14 protein-coding genes are annotated in these 19865 nt (G+C 45.2%); 5 read left to right on the forward strand and 9 right to left on the reverse strand.

From position 1 onward, the window contains the following. The 3 genes from LCM11_RS08550 to LCM11_RS08560 all read right to left on the reverse strand — a co-directional run. A partial coding sequence (locus LCM11_RS08550; protein WP_224893838.1) for a helix-turn-helix domain-containing protein occupies positions 1-383 on the reverse strand: 383 nt, incomplete at its 3' end. Positions 384-647: 264 nt separating this feature from the next. Then, positions 648-1361: a WecB/TagA/CpsF family glycosyltransferase gene (locus tag LCM11_RS08555; protein ID WP_224893839.1), complete on the reverse strand. Its 714-nt coding sequence runs from the start codon at positions 1359-1361 to the stop codon at positions 648-650. Positions 1362-1377: 16 nt separating this feature from the next. Beyond that, on the reverse strand, positions 1378-2655 hold the full coding sequence (locus tag LCM11_RS08560; RefSeq protein WP_224893840.1) for a nucleotide sugar dehydrogenase: 1278 nt from the start codon (positions 2653-2655) through the stop codon (positions 1378-1380). Positions 2656-3181: 526 nt separating this feature from the next. Here LCM11_RS08560 and LCM11_RS08565 point away from each other — a divergent pair. The 5 genes from LCM11_RS08565 to LCM11_RS08585 all read left to right on the forward strand — a co-directional run bounded on the left by LCM11_RS08565 (position 3182) and on the right by LCM11_RS08585 (position 10147). Next, positions 3182-4648, forward strand: coding sequence for an O-antigen ligase family protein (locus LCM11_RS08565; protein ID WP_224893841.1), 1467 nt, complete (start codon positions 3182-3184; stop codon positions 4646-4648). Between the two features lie 829 nt (positions 4649-5477). Further along, positions 5478-7001 (forward strand): murein biosynthesis integral membrane protein MurJ, encoded by a 1524-nt coding sequence (gene murJ, locus LCM11_RS08570; protein ID WP_224893842.1) that lies wholly within the window; start codon positions 5478-5480, stop codon positions 6999-7001. A 25-nt stretch (positions 7002-7026) separates the two neighbouring features. Next, positions 7027-8115 carry a glycosyltransferase gene (locus LCM11_RS08575; RefSeq protein WP_224893843.1) on the forward strand — a complete coding sequence of 363 codons (1089 nt, stop codon included), beginning with the start codon at positions 7027-7029 and terminating at the stop codon, positions 8113-8115. 116 nt (positions 8116-8231) lie between these two features. Next, positions 8232-9254, forward strand: coding sequence for a GNAT family N-acetyltransferase (locus LCM11_RS08580; protein WP_224893844.1), 1023 nt, complete (start codon positions 8232-8234; stop codon positions 9252-9254). Positions 9255-9271: 17 nt separating this feature from the next. Beyond that, complete coding sequence (locus LCM11_RS08585; protein WP_224893845.1) at positions 9272-10147, forward strand: PIG-L deacetylase family protein; 876 nt, start codon at positions 9272-9274, stop codon at positions 10145-10147. Positions 10148-10203: 56 nt separating this feature from the next. Here the strand turns inward: LCM11_RS08585 and LCM11_RS08590 are convergent, their stop codons facing one another. From LCM11_RS08590 to LCM11_RS08615, 6 genes are all read right to left on the reverse strand, one after another. Next, the gene (locus LCM11_RS08590) at positions 10204-10620 is read right to left on the reverse strand and encodes a hypothetical protein (protein ID WP_224893846.1); all 417 of its coding nucleotides are present in this window, start codon (positions 10618-10620) and stop codon (positions 10204-10206) included. Between the two features lie 55 nt (positions 10621-10675). Then, positions 10676-10900, reverse strand: a complete 225-nt coding sequence (locus tag LCM11_RS08595) for a hypothetical protein (RefSeq protein ID WP_224893847.1) — start codon at positions 10898-10900, stop codon at positions 10676-10678. 224 nt (positions 10901-11124) lie between these two features. After that, the gene (locus tag LCM11_RS08600; RefSeq protein WP_224893848.1) at positions 11125-14535 is read right to left on the reverse strand and encodes a hypothetical protein; all 3411 of its coding nucleotides are present in this window, start codon (positions 14533-14535) and stop codon (positions 11125-11127) included. Between the two features lie 174 nt (positions 14536-14709). Then, positions 14710-14907, reverse strand: a complete 198-nt coding sequence (locus tag LCM11_RS08605; RefSeq protein ID WP_224894078.1) for a gamma-type small acid-soluble spore protein — start codon at positions 14905-14907, stop codon at positions 14710-14712. Between the two features lie 712 nt (positions 14908-15619). Beyond that, the gene (locus LCM11_RS08610; protein WP_224893849.1) at positions 15620-16471 is read right to left on the reverse strand and encodes an amidohydrolase family protein; all 852 of its coding nucleotides are present in this window, start codon (positions 16469-16471) and stop codon (positions 15620-15622) included. Between the two features lie 9 nt (positions 16472-16480). Next, complete coding sequence (locus LCM11_RS08615; RefSeq protein ID WP_224893850.1) at positions 16481-19558, reverse strand: GNAT family N-acetyltransferase; 3078 nt, start codon at positions 19556-19558, stop codon at positions 16481-16483. Between the last annotated feature and the right edge of the window lie 307 nt (positions 19559-19865).

Consider the following 19865-nt stretch of genomic DNA (forward strand, 5'->3'; position numbering starts at 1 on the left):
GTAGAATCTTGTTTCTTCTTATGAGACGTCATTTGGGTTGGCCCCTTCCTCGTGGATTCAAGGGCTTCTTTTCCACCTTCCAGCCACTTCTTGCGCCATCGGCGCACCATAGAAAAGTGAGGGATGTGGAACATAGCTGAAGCATCTCGAATCGAATAGTCTTCTTCCTCTATACATTGAATTACTTTCAGTTTAAAGGCAGCAGAATAGTTTGTATAGGGGAAGTCGAAGGCTTCTTCTCCATGATATTCGGTTAATTTCACCCAATAACGGATCGAAGAATTATCAACTCCCAATTGTTTTTCTAAGTCTCGGAAACTCACATTTTCCGTGAGATAACGGTGTACAGCCAAGTGTTTTTCTTGGGAAGTAAGTTTGGGCATATGGTGGATCCCTCCTAGGTTTCGTGAGGTGTCCAACATTTGGGGGTCATTACAGGCGTCAGCCTGAGGAAGCTCGCCGTTCGCCCACGGAAAGCGACTCCATTTCCCCAACCCCGCTTCCTCTCATTTTGGTGACGGAAAACACTAGATATCTCGAAACTGAGTCTTCAAGTAATGGGAACTTTTCTTTAAAAACTAAGTCTCCACCTAAAAAGAGTGCTGGATCGTTTTATGATCCAGCACTCTAACGTATGCTTATAGTTACTATTTCCGCTCTTTCCAGACCTTATAAAGGAACGTCGGCAGTTTAATCTGACGCTTGAGCCTCCAGGGTTCTGTAATTAAACGGTACAGCCATTCAATGCCGAATTTCTGAAAGAATCTTGGGGCTCGTTTTACACGACCGGATATAACGTCAAACGAACCACCGACTCCCTGGAATATCCGTACATCCAGGTCCTTCATGTGATCCACGATCCAATATTCCTGCTTCGGACTTCCTAGCGCTACAAAAAGAACATCCGGTTTCGCCTCGTTAATCGTCTGGATCACATGCTCCTGATCCTTCTCATAACCATCGAGTACGCCCGCCACTTTAAGGTTTGGGTACCTTTTCAAAAGACCATCTTTTGCTTTTTCAGCTACGCCTGGTTTCGCTCCATAAAGGAACACCGATTTATCATGAGTCGAAGCCTGCTCGCACAAAGCAAGAAGCATATCAATGCCGGTCACACGGCTTGAGATATCTCCCCGATTGATCTTTGACGCAAGCAGAACCCCGACTCCATCAGGAATCTGGTACGTAGCTTTATTTAATAGGTTCTTTAAATTGGGATCCTTCTGAGCCTGCAGAATCTTCTCTGGGTTAATGGCTACAATAAAGGACTGCCTTCTCTGTTCAATATCAGCTATGATGTTTTGCTTGAGTTCCTCGTAAGAATAACTGCTTACGTCGACTCCTAAGAACTGTTCCTTCATGATTTCACCTGGACCCCTATCCGTTTTTTGAATCTCCCAGTCGTTTCGTGAGAAATCCTGCGTCTTTCCATTCGTCTAACGATAGTGCATTTTTCGTATCAAATACAAGTCTACTTCTCATTTTACCTTGTATGTGTGCAGGGTCAAGCTGTTTAAATTCATCGTGGTCTGTGAGAATGACGACAATATCGGCTCCGTCCAGAGCTTCATTCATGCTTTGCGTCTGGTTGGAAGCGACATTTTCTTTGATGTGCGGATCGTAGGAGGAGAAGCTGATCCCTCTCTCTACAAGTTCCAGAATTACTTTTAAGGACGGACTTTCACGCTGGTCATCGATATTCGCTTTGAAAGAAAGTCCAAATAGAGCCACTTTTGGATCCTGAATGTGCTGTTCTTTCAAGAACGATTCGATTTCTCCAGCTGTGTATACTGGCATATGATCATTGGTGTTACGGGACAACTGTATGATCTTCGAAAGTTCCGGCTGGATTTCGGCAAGGAACCATGGATCTACGGCGATACAATGGCCGCCGACGCCTGGTCCAGGTGTATGAATATTTACCCGAGGGTGATAATTGGCAAGCTTAATGGCTTCCCATGAATTCACGCCGATTTGATCACTGATTAAGGCCAGTTCATTCGCAAAAGCAATGTTCACATCGCGATACGTATTTTCAATTACTTTAGCCATTTCCGCTGTGGTAGCATCCGTTAGATGGATATTTCCTTTTACAAAGGACAGGTATAAATCCTTGGTCATCTCGGAAGACTTCTCATTAATCCCTCCGACAATGCGGTCATTATCGACCAGCTCCTGAAATACTTTACCTGGAATTACACGCTCAGGTGAATGGGAGACAAACAGCTCTTCTCCGATTTTTAGTCCCGTTTCTTCCAATACAGGAAGCATAACGTCTTCTACCGTTCTTGGCGGAACCGTTGATTCTAAAATGACAAGGTTTCCTTCTTTTACAAACGGTACAATGGACTCCGTAGCTTTCTTGACGTAATCAAGATTCGCTGTTTTGTCTTCCCGAATAGGAGAAGGAACCGCGATGACGAAAACATCCGCTTCTGTCGGTTCAAGAGAGGCCGTGAATTTTCCGCTGTCTACTGCTTCTTCCAGGCGCTCCTGCAGACCATTTTCTTCTATATGAAGCTGTTTGGCATTCACCATCTCTACAGCTTTCCGATTTACATCGACACCATGAACCTGGTGGCCGTTAATCGCAAACATAACAGATGTAGGCAGGCCGATATAACCAAGCCCGACGACACAGAGTGACTTCTTCATAACTATACTCCCTTTCTCTATCTGAACCATTCCTATTAATATCGTCTTCTATGCGGGCGATATTTATGGGGTGTTTTTCCATTTGTCTATTTATTTTTAAGAAATATGGTGATTTAAATTCAGGCTGCCTGCTATATTGAAATTATGTATGCCGTTCGGATCGTCATAAAAAAATCCCCGCAAGCGGGCACACTCTATACAGTTCGGTTACATTCTTACATTTATGACGTTCGGGGAATGCTTTTCCTTTGCAGGGCTTTTTTAAACATGGTAGATCCTGATGCAAGCGTCAGATAAAAAGCAAGTTTCTCAACTTCTTATTGTACCTTATTTCTGCCTGGCAAGCTATTATGATCATTTCTTCACATGAATATATTATAAGGCGTTGCGACCCTTGTGTTCAACTTCTATTACATTCTTATCAATCTTGTAAACAACCCTGCTGACGCATAGACAGTCGAATAGGAATGGTTTATACTTCAATATGTCATATCATAGAATATTCCAAACATTGAGGTGTTCACCTTTGACCAAAATTTTACATAAAGATTTTTACACGAAATTATTACTGTTATTCATTATTTTTCAACCTGTATTAGACATCCTTACGTTCTTATCCATTCGCTGGACGGACTCCAGTTTAACTATTGGTATTGTAGTTCGTGTGCTATTCATGATCCTTTCCTTATGGTTTATTCTGTTCGGCAATTCGAGCCGTTATAAGAAACCGATCATTCTTTATTTAGCTGCCCTCGCCGCTGCTTTTGGATTTGGACTCGTGTACAATTACTTCGCCAAACCTATTTTCGATCCATTTACAGAACTGCAATTCGTGGCTAAGACTGCTTATTTCTCCATTATGCTTGGCTCTTATTTACTGTTGTTCACAACCATTGAGAAGGTTTCCACCGTTCGCCTTAGAATTCTCCAGGCGATTTCAGCGGCCATGCTGATCGTTTCCATATCATTACTGGTGGCGATCTTAACAGGCACTTCAACGGAAACCTACGAGTGGAATAAGTTTGGCTATAAAGGCTGGTTCTTTGCCGGAAATGAACTGGGCTCTATCGTCTCGATCGGTTTCCCTCTTGTTTACCTGTATGCTTTATATAAAATTGACAGCTTAAAGAACTCTTACCTTTTTATACCCGTTCTGCTGCTCGCCATCGCCTCGATTCTGATCGGGACCAAAGTTCCTTATTTTGCCGTACTGATGGCAGCGATCATCGTGTTCTTCAGCTACCTTATTTACTGGCTCATTCAATGGAAAAAGAAACAAAAAGAATCCTTGCTCACGCTGCGCCTCGTGCTTTCTTTCTGTTTCCTGCTTCTGTTTGCGGCAGTTTCTCCTTTCTCTCCCGCGTTTTCTAACGTAGCTGGAGATATCGGAGCCATTGAAGAGGAAACGGCGGAACAGGAATCAGAAAAGGACAAACCCTCGGATACCGGAGATCAGGACCCTGGAGATAAAGAAAGTGAAGGCTCTTCAGAGAGCGATCAAGCTAAACAACAAGAAGAGAAAGCTAAACTGATGGATTCACCGATCCTCGTTATCCTGTTAAGTGCCCGTAATCTGTATTTCGCCGAACTCTATCAAGATTACACGAACGCGGACATCGTCCAGCAAACCTTTGGCATGGGATACGCCGGGAATTATACAGACATGGAAGACAGGAAGTTAATCGAGATGGATTTCTTTGATCTATTCTTCTCTTACGGAATCTTAGGATTCACCTTAATCCTTCTGCCGTTCCTATTTATTATCGGGTTGTTTATTAAACTGTTGTTCCAGGTCCCAGGCAGACTGCTGCATCCGGAAAACCTGCTGATTTTATTATCCATCGGCTTTGGTACCGGCATCGCCTTTATCGCCGGACATGTTCTCTATGCTCCGGCTGTGAGCATTTATCTGGCTGTGTCGATGTCACTTCTCATCATTAATATGTTAAAAATGCAAAACGATCACCGGGAAGCGAAAAAACTCGCCTCCTGATCCAAATAGCTACACCCCCGCCGGACATCCACCCGCTCTACGAAGCCAAGGATGTCCGGTTTTTAGATCATAAACTCTATTAAACCTAAGGGGTACTCTTACAGTAAAGCTCCCGTTACTTGAAGACTCAGTTTCGAGACTTTTGTGAGAATTTGGTCCTGCGGGGGACGATTTCGCTTTTCGCGGGCATGTGCTGAGCTTCCTCGGGCTTAACAGCCCTGCGGGATCTCACCGATCATGTTCATCCCGCAGAAGTCTTCATCGTCCCCCTCCGGACCAGGCCGAACAAGAAATTCGGAACGGCTTTATCCTTCACCGCTTGAGAAGAATTAACTTCATCAGCTATAAACTTTGCTCTGGCTGAAACTATGGGATAGAGCCTGTTATATAAGCATTCCAGCCAGATTAAGGAGAACAGAATTCCCTTTTTCCGAAGGGGCCGTTCCTCCTGATAAAGGTGGGGCTTGTGGGGAAATGGCGAGACTCCCGTGGGAGAAGGGAGTAGGCGAGATCCCACAGGGCGCAGCCCGAGGAAGCTTGCCGGTTCCGCCACAGGAAAGCGAGCTATTTCCCCACAAGCCCTTCTCCACATACCGTAACGGACCTGAGATATCTCGCAACTGAGCCTTCCACTAACCGGCCTGTTAGTGAAATATTTCTTTAATATAACTATTAAGCTTAGCCTAACGAAACCATATAATAGCGTGTTTTGTCTCTGTCACCCGCTGGGAAGAATACGAAAGAGTAATGGTAAAATAAAAAGATATGATTTATAGTTGAAATCGTTGAACATAGTAGATTCAAAGTCTAGTCGAAAGAGGTATATCAATTGAAATCAAAACTAGGACTGGCAAGTATACTCTTCATCGGAGCTACCCTGCTCCTCAAAGTGTCCGGACTCATCCGGGATATGGTAATCGCGTATTACTTCGGTGACAGCTATGTCGCCGATGCGTATCTCGCCGCATTCATTATTCCGAATATGCTGATTTTATTTATGACAAATGGCATGAAAAATGCCCTTGTTCCCACCTATATTCAGTCGCTTGAGAATAATCGCGGCAAAACATACTTAGGACAAGTTTTTAAAGGAACGCTTGTGCTCGCCTTTATTCTATCTATTATCGGCATGGCACTCGCACCGTTCCTGATTCCGCTTCTCTATCCGGAGTTCAGCCCGGAGGCAACACAGATTGCCACGTGGGTGACGATTATCTTTTTCTCCTGTATAGCTTTCGTCGGAATGAACTCGGTACTCGAAGCCTTTTTTGATGCGGAAAACAAGTTTTCCTTATCGATCGTCTCCCAGATTATCGTGATTCTAAGCTCCATCCTGGCCGCCTTCTTATTTGCTAACCAGATTGGAGCCTACTCGCTTGCGCTTGGGTATCTGGCCGGGACCATTCTATCGCTTATCTTTAAGCTTTTCCTAGTCGTTCCGCGAAAAGTTATGGATGTAAAGCAGAAAATTGAATGGCCGGAAGTGAAGCAGTTTTACTGGATCTTTCTGCCTGTCGGACTGACCGTGGCAGTTGGCCAGGTCAACTTGATGGTCGGGGCGATCTTTGCCTCCGGACAGGGGGAAGGTGCCGTTACGTACATTAACTACGCTAAGAATCTCGTGCACATGCCTCAGGCCATTTTCGGCGTAACGATTGCGACTATTATCTTTCCGATGCTGTCAAAAGCCATTACGAAAGATGACACGCCGCAGTTTAAGAAAGGGATCGAAAAAGGACTGACCACGATGTATCTCGTCCTGCTGCCTTCTGTAATTGGGATGATGCTTCTAATGCCGAATCTCATTGAGCTCCTCTACGAACGCGGAGCCTTTAACAATGAAGCGACCCAGGCCACGACGAATGTTGCGTACCTGTATTTCGGTTCTGTCATCTTTTTCAGCTTGAACAACGTGATTAATAAAGGTTTCTACACGATGAATAAAGGTCACCTGATCTTATTCATCAGTATCGGGTCGATCCTGATTAACGTATTATTCAACTTTTTGTTCGCTTCATGGCTTGGTTACTTAGGTATCCCGCTCGCCGCTTCTCTCATGGCCCTGTTTTATACCGGCGCCTGTCTGATTATTTTTGTGCGATTGGTCGGTGGGATTGACTTTAAATACCTCGCCGTTGATTATGGCAAAATCACCTTCGCCGTGATGATCATGAGTGGAGCGGTGATTGGAATACAGCAGCTGATCGGCGGGCTTCCGAACCTTGTTCAGATTCTGATCGTTGCGATCGTCGGTGCTGTCGTTTTCGCTGGAACCAGTTTTATCATGAAAATAAATGCATTCTTATTCTTACTGAACAATATCCGGAAACGAGGAAAGAAATCAGAAGCCTGACCAGTTATGGAGAAAGGAATTTCTTATGAAGAAACGTGTACTCGTCATCAGTAATATGTATCCAAGTAAACTCCACCCAACCTACGGAATATTCGTAAAGAACCAGGTCGAAGCTCTACGTGAGCAGGGGCTGGACATGGATATAGCCGTGAATAAGGATAACCGCGGCGGTAAGAGGAACCTGATAATGAAATATGGAACGTGGCTGCTCCGTATTTTAACAAAGCTGATTACAAACGGCCGGAAGTACGACGTTGTGCATGCCCACTATATTTTCCCGAGCGGCTTGCCGGCCTTACTTTTTAAAAAGCTGTTCAAGAGTAAGCTGATCGTGACGTCCCACGGCGGCGACCTGGATCAGATGGCGAAAAAGAATAAATGGATCGCGTCAATGACGAAGTACATCCTGAAAGAGGCGGATCACGTAATTGTCGTCGGCGAAGCTTTAAAGCAGGAGGTCGTCGGTCAGTACGGAGTGCCACTGGAACGTGTCTCGCTCATTAACATGGGCGTAGACCGGAAACTTTTTGCCCCTAGAGGTTCGGAGCTGATGAAGCAGGAGTTAAACCTGAGCCCGGATCACTTCCACCTGCTGTTCGTAGGAAATTTAATAAAAGCTAAAGGACTGACGGAGCTTCTGGAAGCCTTCCAGTCTCTCAATGAAGAACGGCGGAATATGGAGCTTCACATTATAGGAAGTATGAAGGATGCTGGGTATTTGTCCGAATTGAAGGATAGCGTTCAACCGGACAACCAAGAGGTGGTTCATTTTCACGGCGTTAAAGATCAGGAGACCCTGGCGAAATGGATGGCAGCTGCTGACCTGTTCGTACTTCCTTCTTACATCGAAGGATTTGGACTGGTTGCGCTGGAAGCCATGTCCTGCCATACCCCTGTCGTTGCTTCTGATGTAGGCGGTTTGTCTTATCTCCTGAGTGATGAAGCAGGCGTACTCGTTAAACCTGAAGATGCCGATTCTCTGCGTAAAGGAATCGACGAAGTCATCGATGATCCTGAACGTCGCATTTCCATGATTCAAAAAGGGGAGCAGATTGCTGAAGAGAATAATGAGGAAACCCTGATCAAACGGATTATCGACATCTATAACCAATAAGAATCTTAGAAACTCAAATCATCGGATTTGAGTTTTCTGTTAGGAAGATACGGAATTTCCCTAATATTTGATATAATTTGTATAGGAACCCTAAAGTGCAGAAAGGAAAAATTCACATGAACGTAAGGAAATACCACCCAAAAGATTTGAATCAGGTTCAATCCCTTTTCCAAAAAACGTTCAATCAGGAACGTTCCTATGAGTTATGGGATTGGAAATTTAAACAAAACCCAAAATCAGACTCCCCTTTTATTCTGGTATGGGAAGAGAACGATACGATTAAGGGCCATATCAGTTTGTGGGTCACCGAGGCTTATCTATCCGGGGAAAAATCAACCATCGGCCTGCGCGTTGATACGATGGTTGATCCCGATGCACGCGGCAAAGGCATTTACAAACAACTGAATGAAGCCCTTCTGAGAGAAGCAAGCGATGAAGGAATCGATTACTTATACGGCTTCCCTGCGCCAAAGGCAAAGGAATTATTTATCCGATACACCGATGCTGTCCATCTGACAGACATGCCGCGCTGGATGTACGTACAGCGTCCGGTATCCGTGCTCGCCTCTAAATTTGCACCGTTGAAACTGTTCGAACCCCTGGATCTGGTGTATGCGAAGTGGAAAAATCCGTATAAGCCAACCTCCTCTTCCCTTCATTGGAAAAACATCATGGAGTGCGGTCCGGAATTTGACGATCTTGCACAGGAAACACGCCACATCGCTCCGGCTCTTGTCGTACGAGATGCCGCTTATTTAAATTGGCGTTACCTGTCCCATCCCGAAAACGAATATGAAATTCATGCGGTGTATCACGAAGAAATACTTCAGGGGTACGTGGTAACGAAAATCACCACAAGCAGTGGATTTAAAAATGGGTTAATTGTCGATATGCTTGCGAATGATGAAGAGATTTGGGAAGCTCTGCTGCAGAAGAGCTTTGATGTGCTCAAGCAGACCGATGTCATCCAGACATGGGCGCTCGCCCACACCCCACTCGCAAATCATTTGAAGAATAATGGATTTACTCATAAAGACAGCCCGATGCCTTTAGTTGGCAAAGAGATCAATGAATCCCTCCGCTTTTTAAATCAGTCGACCAAGTGGTACATTACCCCCGGCGATGTGGATTCGTATTAAAGAAGGAGATTTAATGTATGAAGCGACAACTACTCAAACTAGCGCGGCCCGTTCTCTCTCCAGCGAACCATATGGTCATCAGCCGCTATTATAAAGCCGACAGACCCTTGAACGATGTATCCGAGCAGCGCGTGCTGCTGTTTGCACCGCACGTAGATGATGAAACAATCGGAGCAGGCGGTACATTAATGAAACATGCAGCAGCTGGAGCAGAGACACACGTCGCTTTCTTAACAGACGGTTCCGGAAGCCAAAGCAAGGGCGCAGCCGATGAATTAGTGGCAGCCCGTAAAAAGGAAGCCCAAAAAGTAAAAGAATTGCTTAACCTGACCTCCATCGACTTCTATGATGAAAAAGATGGACAGCTGACGAGTGACAAACGGACAAGAGCGTGGATCGAAGGGAAGATTGAAACGGTCCAGCCTGACGTGATCTATGCACCCGTCTTCGTGGACTGTCACGCGGACCATATCGCAACCGCCCAGCTCGTCCGCGATACTCTTGATGAAATGGGATGTGAAAATGTCACGATCCGTCTGTATGAAATTAATACATTGCTGCCTAAGGAAGAAGTGAACTGTATCGTGGATATCTCCCCTTATGTGAGCCGGAAGAAAGAAGCAATTGATGTGTTCCAATCCCAGGCCATCGATTTTGACGGCTTTCAGAGATTGGAAAAGTTGAAGCGTCATCTGGTGGCCGGTTCGGTACAAGCTGTCGAAACGTTCCTTGAATTAACGCCGGCAGAGCTTCGCAGTCGCTTCGATCGTGTTCATGGCAAATATACGTACAGCGAACATTTCAAACAGGTGAACAAAGAAGTGACCCTGCTTTATGCGATGTACAAGAATTTAACGTTTAAGCGGCAAGTGTATGCAGAAAGCCGTAAATAGTTCAGATGGATGAAACAGAAAAAGAACTTCCAGATACGGAAGTTCTTTTTTTATATCTATTCAAACGGTAATTTCATTTTCACTCCATAAATCTGATCGGATTCCCAATATTGACCTTCCAAACCTAAATGAACGACCTCTTTATAATACCCTATTTCATAGATCACTTCTTTATCATGCTTAAAAAGTAACTTATAATCTGGCATCTCAAAATCCATATTCTCCGTTGAGGATGTCCTCGCCCCATCTAGTTTATTTACCAGAGTTTTTATAAATTCCTGATCTACAATCGTTGCCACCAGCCTGTTTTTATCCCATTCATAAACTTCGATAGAGGCAACCCTGTCATTTAGATCAAGATTAGATTGGCATCCAGCTAGAACGAAAAATAGAAGAACAGCGGTAATGAACCTGATATTCAGTATAAACAGTTCCTCCTTATATAAGAGCTGGAAAGGAAACCTCACACCCATTCTGCGCCCTCTTCAACCGTACAGAACTTTAGGTTCCTTGAGGTACGATCTCCTTCTAAGTACTACTTTTCTTCGGTATCATATTATTGAGGATGAAATAGACGACAATCCCTAAAAGAATAGGCAAAATTGAACCACCGAATTCAATGCTTCTGCCATTCTCTGGAGAGAACTCGTTCCTATAGTGGAATTGCAGCCAGCTTAGCTCAAAAAGACTGCCGGCAGCATAGATTAATAGAATAGAAAGAATGGCTGATAATTCAATAAAAAATCGTCTCATACGTGAACCTCCTAATAAAGGTCTGCGCTAACGCATTCATTTTTACGTTTATGGCTCATTCTTCAAAATTTTCATTTCCCCACTCAAGACTTTCTATTTTCTGCTGCACTTGAAGATCCGGCATGTGATGATCATCAGGAAACCGATAAGACCGAACCCCCACCTATAAAAATCATAAACAGCACCTTTATACTTTCGGGCTTTCTCTCGAGAGTTCCTTTGTATTAATCCCATTTTTTTAAAGCGGTCCACAGTCGTTTTAACTTCTGGTCCACGGGCTTACGATCATCAGACTGTTGTTTCTGCCATTCATTGTAGCTCGCAATTCCGATGAGAATGAGGCCTGCGAGCAGCAGGTACACCCACCATGGCAGATTGCCCCAGTAGGGTCTGGTTTGGTAAAGAACGTTGAAGATCAGCACACCCATACCGACGAAAAAGTAAGATTTAATCCGGAACTGCATACCGGCGATCATTGATAGAAGCGACAATCCGCCTAGAATCCAGGCATCCCATATTGTATGACTCTGTATGCCATCCACGACTAAATAAGCAGCAATCAGCAGGAGAACCGCAAGTTGAACATGGTTAAGAATATTGGCATACTCCCGCCAGGTTTTTCTCCGCAGTATGAAGAGAACACCAAGAACGGGAAGCACTTGCAGTTCAGCTTCGATTAAGTCAGGAATCAGAGCGTGATAATTCAGCAGGACGATGATATACCCGGCATAAAGACACCCGGCTCCGAATGTAATGAACGATTTGCCAAGCAGCGGCTGCTCCCATTTTTTAGCATTAAACAGGAACCAGATACTCAACAGTAGTACGGGAATGACCCGGATCCAGACGTTCTCCTCGCCCATGGTCGTCAGATTCATATAGCCAATATAGAAGAGCGCTGTCCAGGAATAGGCATCGGCTTCTATTTTTGGACCGATCAATAAACGATGGAAATAACGGCCGGCCGCAAGCAGAATACCGACACACATAATCATCACTGTAACGAACGCCGCTCGCTCCCAATTAAGGCTGACCTCGTTCACTAGCGCTAAGCTAAGTAACAAAGGAATAAAGCGCGCGAGCGACCATTTTCTGCGATGCATAAAGAAGAGGATCAGGATGACGTACCCAACGCCGAGAAGCCACTCATACGGTGCCCACGGTTCCAGTCGATTGATAAAAAGCGACAATCCGAAAATGGAAAAAGGAATGATATACCATTCAGTCCTTTTCTTCCACACGGCTGGTATCCCTATCCAGATTCCTGCGATGGCTATACTGGTTATCAGCCAGGCATATGTTTCAGGAACCACATCCCACCAGCCGAAATAGCCAGGGACCGTCCATACTGCAAAAAACAACGTCGTCAAAGCTGCGTAAAGCATCAGCTTGATTCCCCACTCCCGCGAAGCTGTTAAAGAGCTGTAGACGTACAGACTAAGAGGAATCACCAGTACCCAGGGGTACATTGCTTCCCCGCCCAGTGAATTGAGCAGGAAAAGAGCGATTAGCAGCGGTTGAACAGAATGAGCCAGCCAATAAAAATAAGGCCGTCTTTCTCCCCATTTTCCAAGTTTCACATCTCCAAGAAAGACGAGCAGAGCAGGTGCGAGTATCATGTACGTAAAAAACGAATCAAACGAATCGAACGATAATGGATCCAGTAAAGAGATGTAAAAAGCTAACATCGAAACCGACACGAATAGCCAGAGAAAGGCTCTTGCAGCATACAGCACAAGCCATACCATCATGCCGATGCCGACAAACAGAATCAATGGACGGATCACAACAGGATCCACCCGGGAGTTGCCTGCCAGGGTCACCATCGCCAGGATATAAGCACCTTGTCCGGTATAAAAACTGGCCGCAGAAAGCTGTTGATCGTTGAATTTCTTCCATATCAGATGGACAATTAACAGTAAAATCCCCGTCCCGGCCAGGTGAAATGGAAAAGCTAAACCTTCCTGATAAGCAGGAAACCAGCCAATGAGCGGTTCAAATAAGATAGCCGAAGAAATAAACAAAGCCACCGGATGCACCCATACCGCTGTTTCTCCGATATCCACTTGGCTGAACGTTCTTTTTACAGGATAAGCAAGACCGCTGATCACGAGGAACATAAACGAACTATAAGCTAGACGTTCATCATACACACTGTACCCAATACAGCCCGCCATAAGGGATATCGAAGTATAGATCGTACCCGGAGCCACAGCCTGGAACCAGGCCAGGTTCGTCCATAATCCGATGTAGAGAAGAGAGATCACTGCCCCGATAAACAGGAATAGAAATAGCGGCCCTATCTCCGTCATCTCCCACAGCTGCCAAAGCGTGATAAAGAAAAACACAGGCGTCATGTATTGGAAAACCACGTAGCTGGTCAGATTGGAAAGCAATAAGTAATTGACCGTAATCAAGGCGTAAGCGATCAGTAAGAGCCACGATCCCTCTTCCCCTCGCAACACGATACTTTCGTAACTAATATAAACAAAAGCACACAAGGAGACGATCCCGCTCGTATAACGAAATACTTTTTCCACGAACTGATGATTCTTAAAAGCGTAAGCAAACCCCAAGTAAACCAGCCCGACCACCGCATAAACAGTAAGATCGACAGACTGCAGGGGTGAATTCTCCACCAGCTGATAGATGGCATACACGATCATCACCGAAAAAACGAACTGGTACTCTTTCGTTTGATAGATGAAAACCATCGCCATATAAATGCTCGCTGTCAGCAGCAGGTTGAAGCTGTAAAAGACTGCACTCTCATAGAAAAACAGCATAAGCATGGTAGAAAGGACTAAGTTCAGCTGCGCATAGAGCGGCAGTTCTTTTATAAATAATGCCCATCTGTCCGAATCCTTGAACCAAATATAACCGCCAAGCAATAGCGCATTAAAAAGCATTAAACCCATATAGAACGCGTCCATCGATAGAGGAAGCGCGCCCAGGCTGAATCCTGCCGAGAGCGATAAAAATACAAAAGAGATCCATACATACAAGCGCGACTTATGTACGATGGCATGCCTGATGTATAACGGAAGTGGAAGCAGTGTACCAAGCAGACCTAAGAGGTAACGGCCTTCCCCGAACAGAGATAGATAGTCACCGAACAATCCAAAGAATCCAATTGCCACAATGGCAATCGGAATCAGCAGACTTCCCAGTGTCAAAAAGGCAAAGGCTGTCTTCTGGATATTGAGAAATTTTCCTGTCCCGTAACTCATACCATGAAAAAACAAGGAAACGAAGAAAATGGAAAGAACTTTCATTCCTGCACCCATCTGATCCCACTGGCTTGTCGCGACAATCAGCCCTGTGATTAAAAGCAGGGACACGCCAAGAATAAGCGACCACGTAATGTTACGTTCACGGATTTCCTCTTTGGATTTCGTCTTCTTCTCTTTCTTTGGTTTCGCAGGAGGATTTTGCTCTGTAACAAAATCGCGTGCTTCTGTAGCTTGTGGAGCTTTATAAAGCTCCTCTTTTTCTTTATTCTTATCTTGCCTGTATGTACGATCAGCTTCTAACACTTGGTGGTAGGCATCATCGGTTAAATATCCATTGTTATGTAAATGCTCAAGCTGCGTTTTAAACAATTGACGCTTCTCTTCTTCTGGTAAGTGGGCCAAACTTCTCCCTCCCTCACGAAATTATACCTACTTGTAAGGGTAAACTTGCCCATGTTCGTTTTCAACCTTTTTTGGAATTTTATAACATAATAATATGAATTTAGTCTATTTGTTATAAAAAGCTTTCCATAATAAATAATGCCAGCATCTAGTTTAGATTACTGGCATCTTTTATTATAAATTCTCTTTTCCAACTTCATGAACATAATCATTTTGAGCCCTTTCACGTTCAGCGGTCTGTTTGGCTAGTAATTCTTTCGCCTGGTTATAAGAAAGACCCGAGTTCGCGTTCTGACGTTTCACCTCATCAATATCTGTTCCTGAACGGGCGATGTTTTTCTGATTGTGATTAGGCTCCATGGACTTTGCCATAGGAAACACCTCCTAGTATTAACCTTCTCCTCTCCACTGTTTTTATTCATGACCTTTAAAAGCAGGGCGTTGGTAATACAATGAAGTATTGAAGAAAAGCTCCCTTTTGTTGAAGACTCAGTTTCGAGACTTTTGTGAGAATTTGGTCCTGCGGGGGACGATTTCGCTTTCCGTGGGCATGTGCTGAGCCTCCTCGAGCAAGCTCTGCGGGGTCTCACCGATCATGTTCATCCCACAGGAGTCTTCATCGTCCCCCTCCGGACCTTGCGATACAGAGAGCTCGAAATCATGTATGAAACACCCTGAATTATGGTGGGTATAAACCTATAACAGTGAATGTGTTCGTTGAAAAATCCTTGATATAGAAGCATTCAAGGCAAATTCAAGATGATGAGTCCTCTTATAGAAAGGTCTGTTCACTCTTCTACCATAGGGTGGCGAAGGTAACGACGAGACTCCCGCGGGAGAAGGAGCTAGGCGAGACCCCACAAGGAGTGTTAACGACTGAGTAGGCTTGCCAGTTCCCCCGCAGGAAAGCGAGTTGTTTCCGTAGCCAACCCCTCTCTATATCAGCAACATACCTAAGATATCTCTAAATCGAGTCTTACAGTAACCGGCCCTATTGCTTAATAAGTCTATTGGAAAAGCACCTCGCAGCGTTGGCTCAGTTTATAAAAAATCCCTCCACGAATCACTCGCGGAGAGACCTTTTTCATATTAAGTGTGTAAGCTTCGGATAGACCCGCAGTGCATTGTTGTAGAATACATTTTCAATATGCCTGGAGGGTATAAAATCAGCAATAAACTCCGCATATCCTTTAATCGGGACGAGCGGCCAATCCGTTCCGAACAATAGTTTCTCATAATGCCCGCAAAACGTTAAAGCATGGCGCACGTGGTCGAAGTAATTATCTTTTAACTTTCCGGCGAGGGTTTCGTCTGTGCCAACGACCCAGCCCGACAAATCCGCAAATAAATTCGGATTTTTATAAACCAATTCCGCTCCGGTCAGAACCCACGGATCGCCTAAATGCGCCATTACAAAATTCACATCGCGCCGCAGCACAGCCACTTCATCCAGCGTTAGCGGATGCGCATATTTTAATAGCCCGCGTTCGGAATACGTATCGCCCGTATGAAACACCACCGGCACGTCATAAGCAGCGGCCAGGTCATAGACCGGCTGATATACATCGTCATAGGCATAGTAAGGATAGTAGCCCAGATATATTTTTACTCCCGCGACCTGATGCTTCTTAAGCTCCTTTTCCAGAGCATCCAGTCCCGATTTTCCTAATTGGTAAGGGTTGATTCCAGGACAGACGGCCACGCAGCCCGGAAGTTCTTTTTCTAAATCAAGCCCCATAGGAGAGGCGGCATGATGATCTGGAAACCCCATTTCCGGTGTTTCCGTCACGCCCATCCCTACCGCAAGCTCAACATTTCCCTCTTCCATTTCCTTCTGCAGGCCCTTGCCTGAATAATCGACGCGCGACAGTTCGTTTGCCGTATGATGGAACGTTTCAATATCTGAAAAGTGAATATGTGCATCAATAATCTTCATAAAAAACTCCTATTTAAATCTTATTCCATGAAACGGATGGTTTAACTGCTCATACGTCTCTTCTCCAAAAAATAGAACGGTCGGCTCTACTTGGGTTCGTTCTCCGGATCTTGCCGACCACTCCTGAACCGATTCCAGCAGGAAAACTTCCTGGTTTATATATGCGCCCGACGTCTGTCTGGCATCCGGGTGGATCAGTGTGGCCTTCTCTTCCCGATCATCGGAACCGATCTGAATAAAAGGAGTGTCGTCTAATTCATACTCTTCTACACCGGCGTAATACGTGTGAAACAAGCCGTTGTTCGGCTGAGAAGCATAGCAGGATTTCAAATCTTCCGCTGGTTTGAAAAAAGCTTCCAGGCTAAGGTTTTCACCAGCAAAGGTCCGGTTAGCTCCCTGGTGGATTTCTGCGTAAAAAACAGCAACCGGGACTTCTGGCAGCGTAAGAGCGTATTGATACAGGACGACCCCTTTCATCTCCTCATGTTCCGTGAAGGCTGTCTTCAGGCACATCCCCGTCCACTCATGACCGTACTGATCTTGTTTCGATGCCGCTTCAATCGACGTTTGTTCCTTCAGCATCGAATAGGGACTAACGTTTTGCATCGCATAACGGATTCCGCCTCCCCATGGGTTCCACCACGCTTTTGGCCCAGCTTTCGGATAGCAGTGGTGCAGCGCTTCTCTGCCTTTGTGCTTCACTGAATAAACTCCCGGGTAGTAAGAGGCTGAGGCTTGAAAGGCAATGTTTCCGTTATCAACCGTCCAAGTATCCTCCTCGTTTGAAACCTTTATTGGCTCTGTTCCTTTTACAACGTGAAGGGCGTGAAGATCAGCCTTCCTGCCTGGACTCCGGAACTGACCTGTCAGCGTTTTTAAGCCAGGGGTATAGTACGTTAGCGGATAGGTTACTTTCGTCGATTCCTCTGCTTTTCCTATTTCTTTTTCAAAAATATCCGCTTCGGAGTGAACGGTTAAACGGCCATGCAGATAGGAAGAAAGCATCGAACGAAAAGCGACGTCCACCTTTTCCCCCTTTTCTGAAGCGAAGCCATCGCTTTCTACTTCCAATTCATAGAGAGGGAGCTCTTTAAGGTTCTTCGTTTCGTTATAAGCTGCTAACTCGCGCCACTGTCGCCAGCCAGGTACGGTATTGATGCCGATTTGAATCGGTCCGAGCGATTGAAGCTTTCCTGGTTCGAGCGCCCCAACCGAATACATCACCCCAAATCGCCAATCATCACGTATGCCGACAGCGTCTTCCTGCCAGGCCAGCCCTGCCGTATCCCCTGAAGCAGACGAAGTAAACAGCCATCTTTCAGATAGCTCCCCGCTATGAATGGTGTCAATAAACGGAATATCTGCTTCATTCCCAATTAACACTCCTTCTTTCATTGGGATCGCCATTCCTTTTAACGGGATAATAATCGGCTGAAGAAATGCAAGATTGCTCTTTTCTTCTAATCCATGGTTGATCAGTTCATGCGTGATCTCAACCAGACCATCGCCGTATATCTTATAGTAGGTGTTAAGAATAACGGAAGAAAAAACGCGTGGCTCCAGAGTGGTCTTCAGGACAAATGCTTCCTGAAGTTCTATATGTTCCACTGAAGTTGCAGCTGTTTTCGACAATTCATCATTAAACGGTTTTCCAAGCTTCGGGGTCATAATGGTAAGCGGCTCTTCCTTCGCTCTTAAAGAACCAATCTTCACGGCATTATTTCTTTTTTCAATTCTGACATAGTAAGGACCATTGTAACCGTACCAACACTCTTCCGTCTCACCGCCAAATTTGGCCCCTGGTCCAGGGAAAGCAAGGGCAAGTCGTGTTTGGAAAGAGGAAGTCCTGCCGTCCTCACGCTGCACCTTGACTTCAACTTTTTCATCTAAAAATCCGTGCTTGCGAAGCTCACCAGAGAGCGGAATAGACAGGCGTCCTTTCGCATCCACCTGCGCCTGCACCTGGGGTTCTTCCCATTGAATCATTTTGTTAATAGGAAGTTTCACCATCCAGGTGGAATCAGTATCCAGCTGGCTCTCCAAATCAAGGTACAAGGTCCCGTTATGAGGTACTCTCCAGTTCTTGTTCAACGAACGAAGGTGCAGTTTTCCTGGTTGAATAGGAAAAACTCCCATTCGAAGAGGAAGAACCGATTGATTGATGGTAAGATCCGCTCCTATCACCGGGTGGGTTTTCCATGGATTCGGCTCCACTTCGGGCATCTCGAGCTGCACCGGAAACTCTCCGCTCCACTCATCCCGCACTTCAAACGTTTCCTCTATCTCATGCTTGACGACGGCTGAAGAACTGCCGGAAATTGAAACTTGAAAAGGCGTCTCTGTTTTATTAATGATCCGATAACTTGCGAAATAGGGTTCGTTTTCCAACAGTTTAAAATGGGGAAGATTCATTTCCACCGTCAGGTCCTGCGTCTCGATCCGCCTTATTCTTCTTCCCGTTCGTTCGAATTGAATGTGGACAAACTCGTCTCCCGCTTCCCATTTGTACTCAAATACCGTATGATCCTGAGTCTTAAAACCATCCGGCCTGATTTCGATGACCCGCTGACTCGTTGTGTACCAGTTATGCTTTTCGAAAAAGGGCCGCAGCCACTCGATTTGCAGGACCGTGGGCATGAAGTTCATTAAGTGGGTGGCATCGTCACGCTCTTCCCAGAAGAATCCACACTTTTTATATAGAGGTACAGCCTTCGTGTTTCCTGGCCAGGTAAACAAATCGAGTCTCGGCCAGCCTAATTCCACCGTCTTATCTAAAGCTGTGAGAAGGAGGCGTTTCCCAATTTTCAGTCCCTGATAGTCGGGATGAACATTGATAAGAGGGATATAAAGCGCCCCTTCGTCTTCCCGATATTCGGAAAGTCCACAATAACCGACTACCTCATCGCCTATAATCGCCAGGAAGAGGTGGAGGTTGGTCGACTTCGCTTCTGTATCGATAATGTCCTGCGCCGTTGAGACGGAATCATCTCCACCCCAGTTTTCACTGCTTTCATTCCACATCTTTGCAACAGCTTGTGCGTACCCATCGTGATATTCGACGATTTTCACTTGCTCTAACGTTTTCATTCTTTTACCTCCATGATCCGTATTCAGCCAGTCTGTTTCACCTTATCTGCACCTGTAATTCCTCTGACAATCCTGATCATTGTCACCGCCTCCTCTCTGCATATGTACTGGAAAAATTATTCATATTCATTCATAGTTTAAGGTGAGCGACATGCAAAGTAAAGAATATTCTGAACAGACTTTTATTATGCAGAAATTAAAAATCCCCTCACCATAAGTGATGAGGGGAAGTAAAACGCAATGTTAATTTTTCCTGCTAACTTTCTTCCACAATAGGGCTGTTTACTGTAAGACTACTTTTCGAGAT

The sequence above is a fragment of the Halobacillus halophilus genome (assembly GCF_020171985.1).
Classification (GTDB): Bacteria; Bacillota; Bacilli; order Bacillales; family Halobacillaceae; genus Halobacillus; species Halobacillus halophilus_A.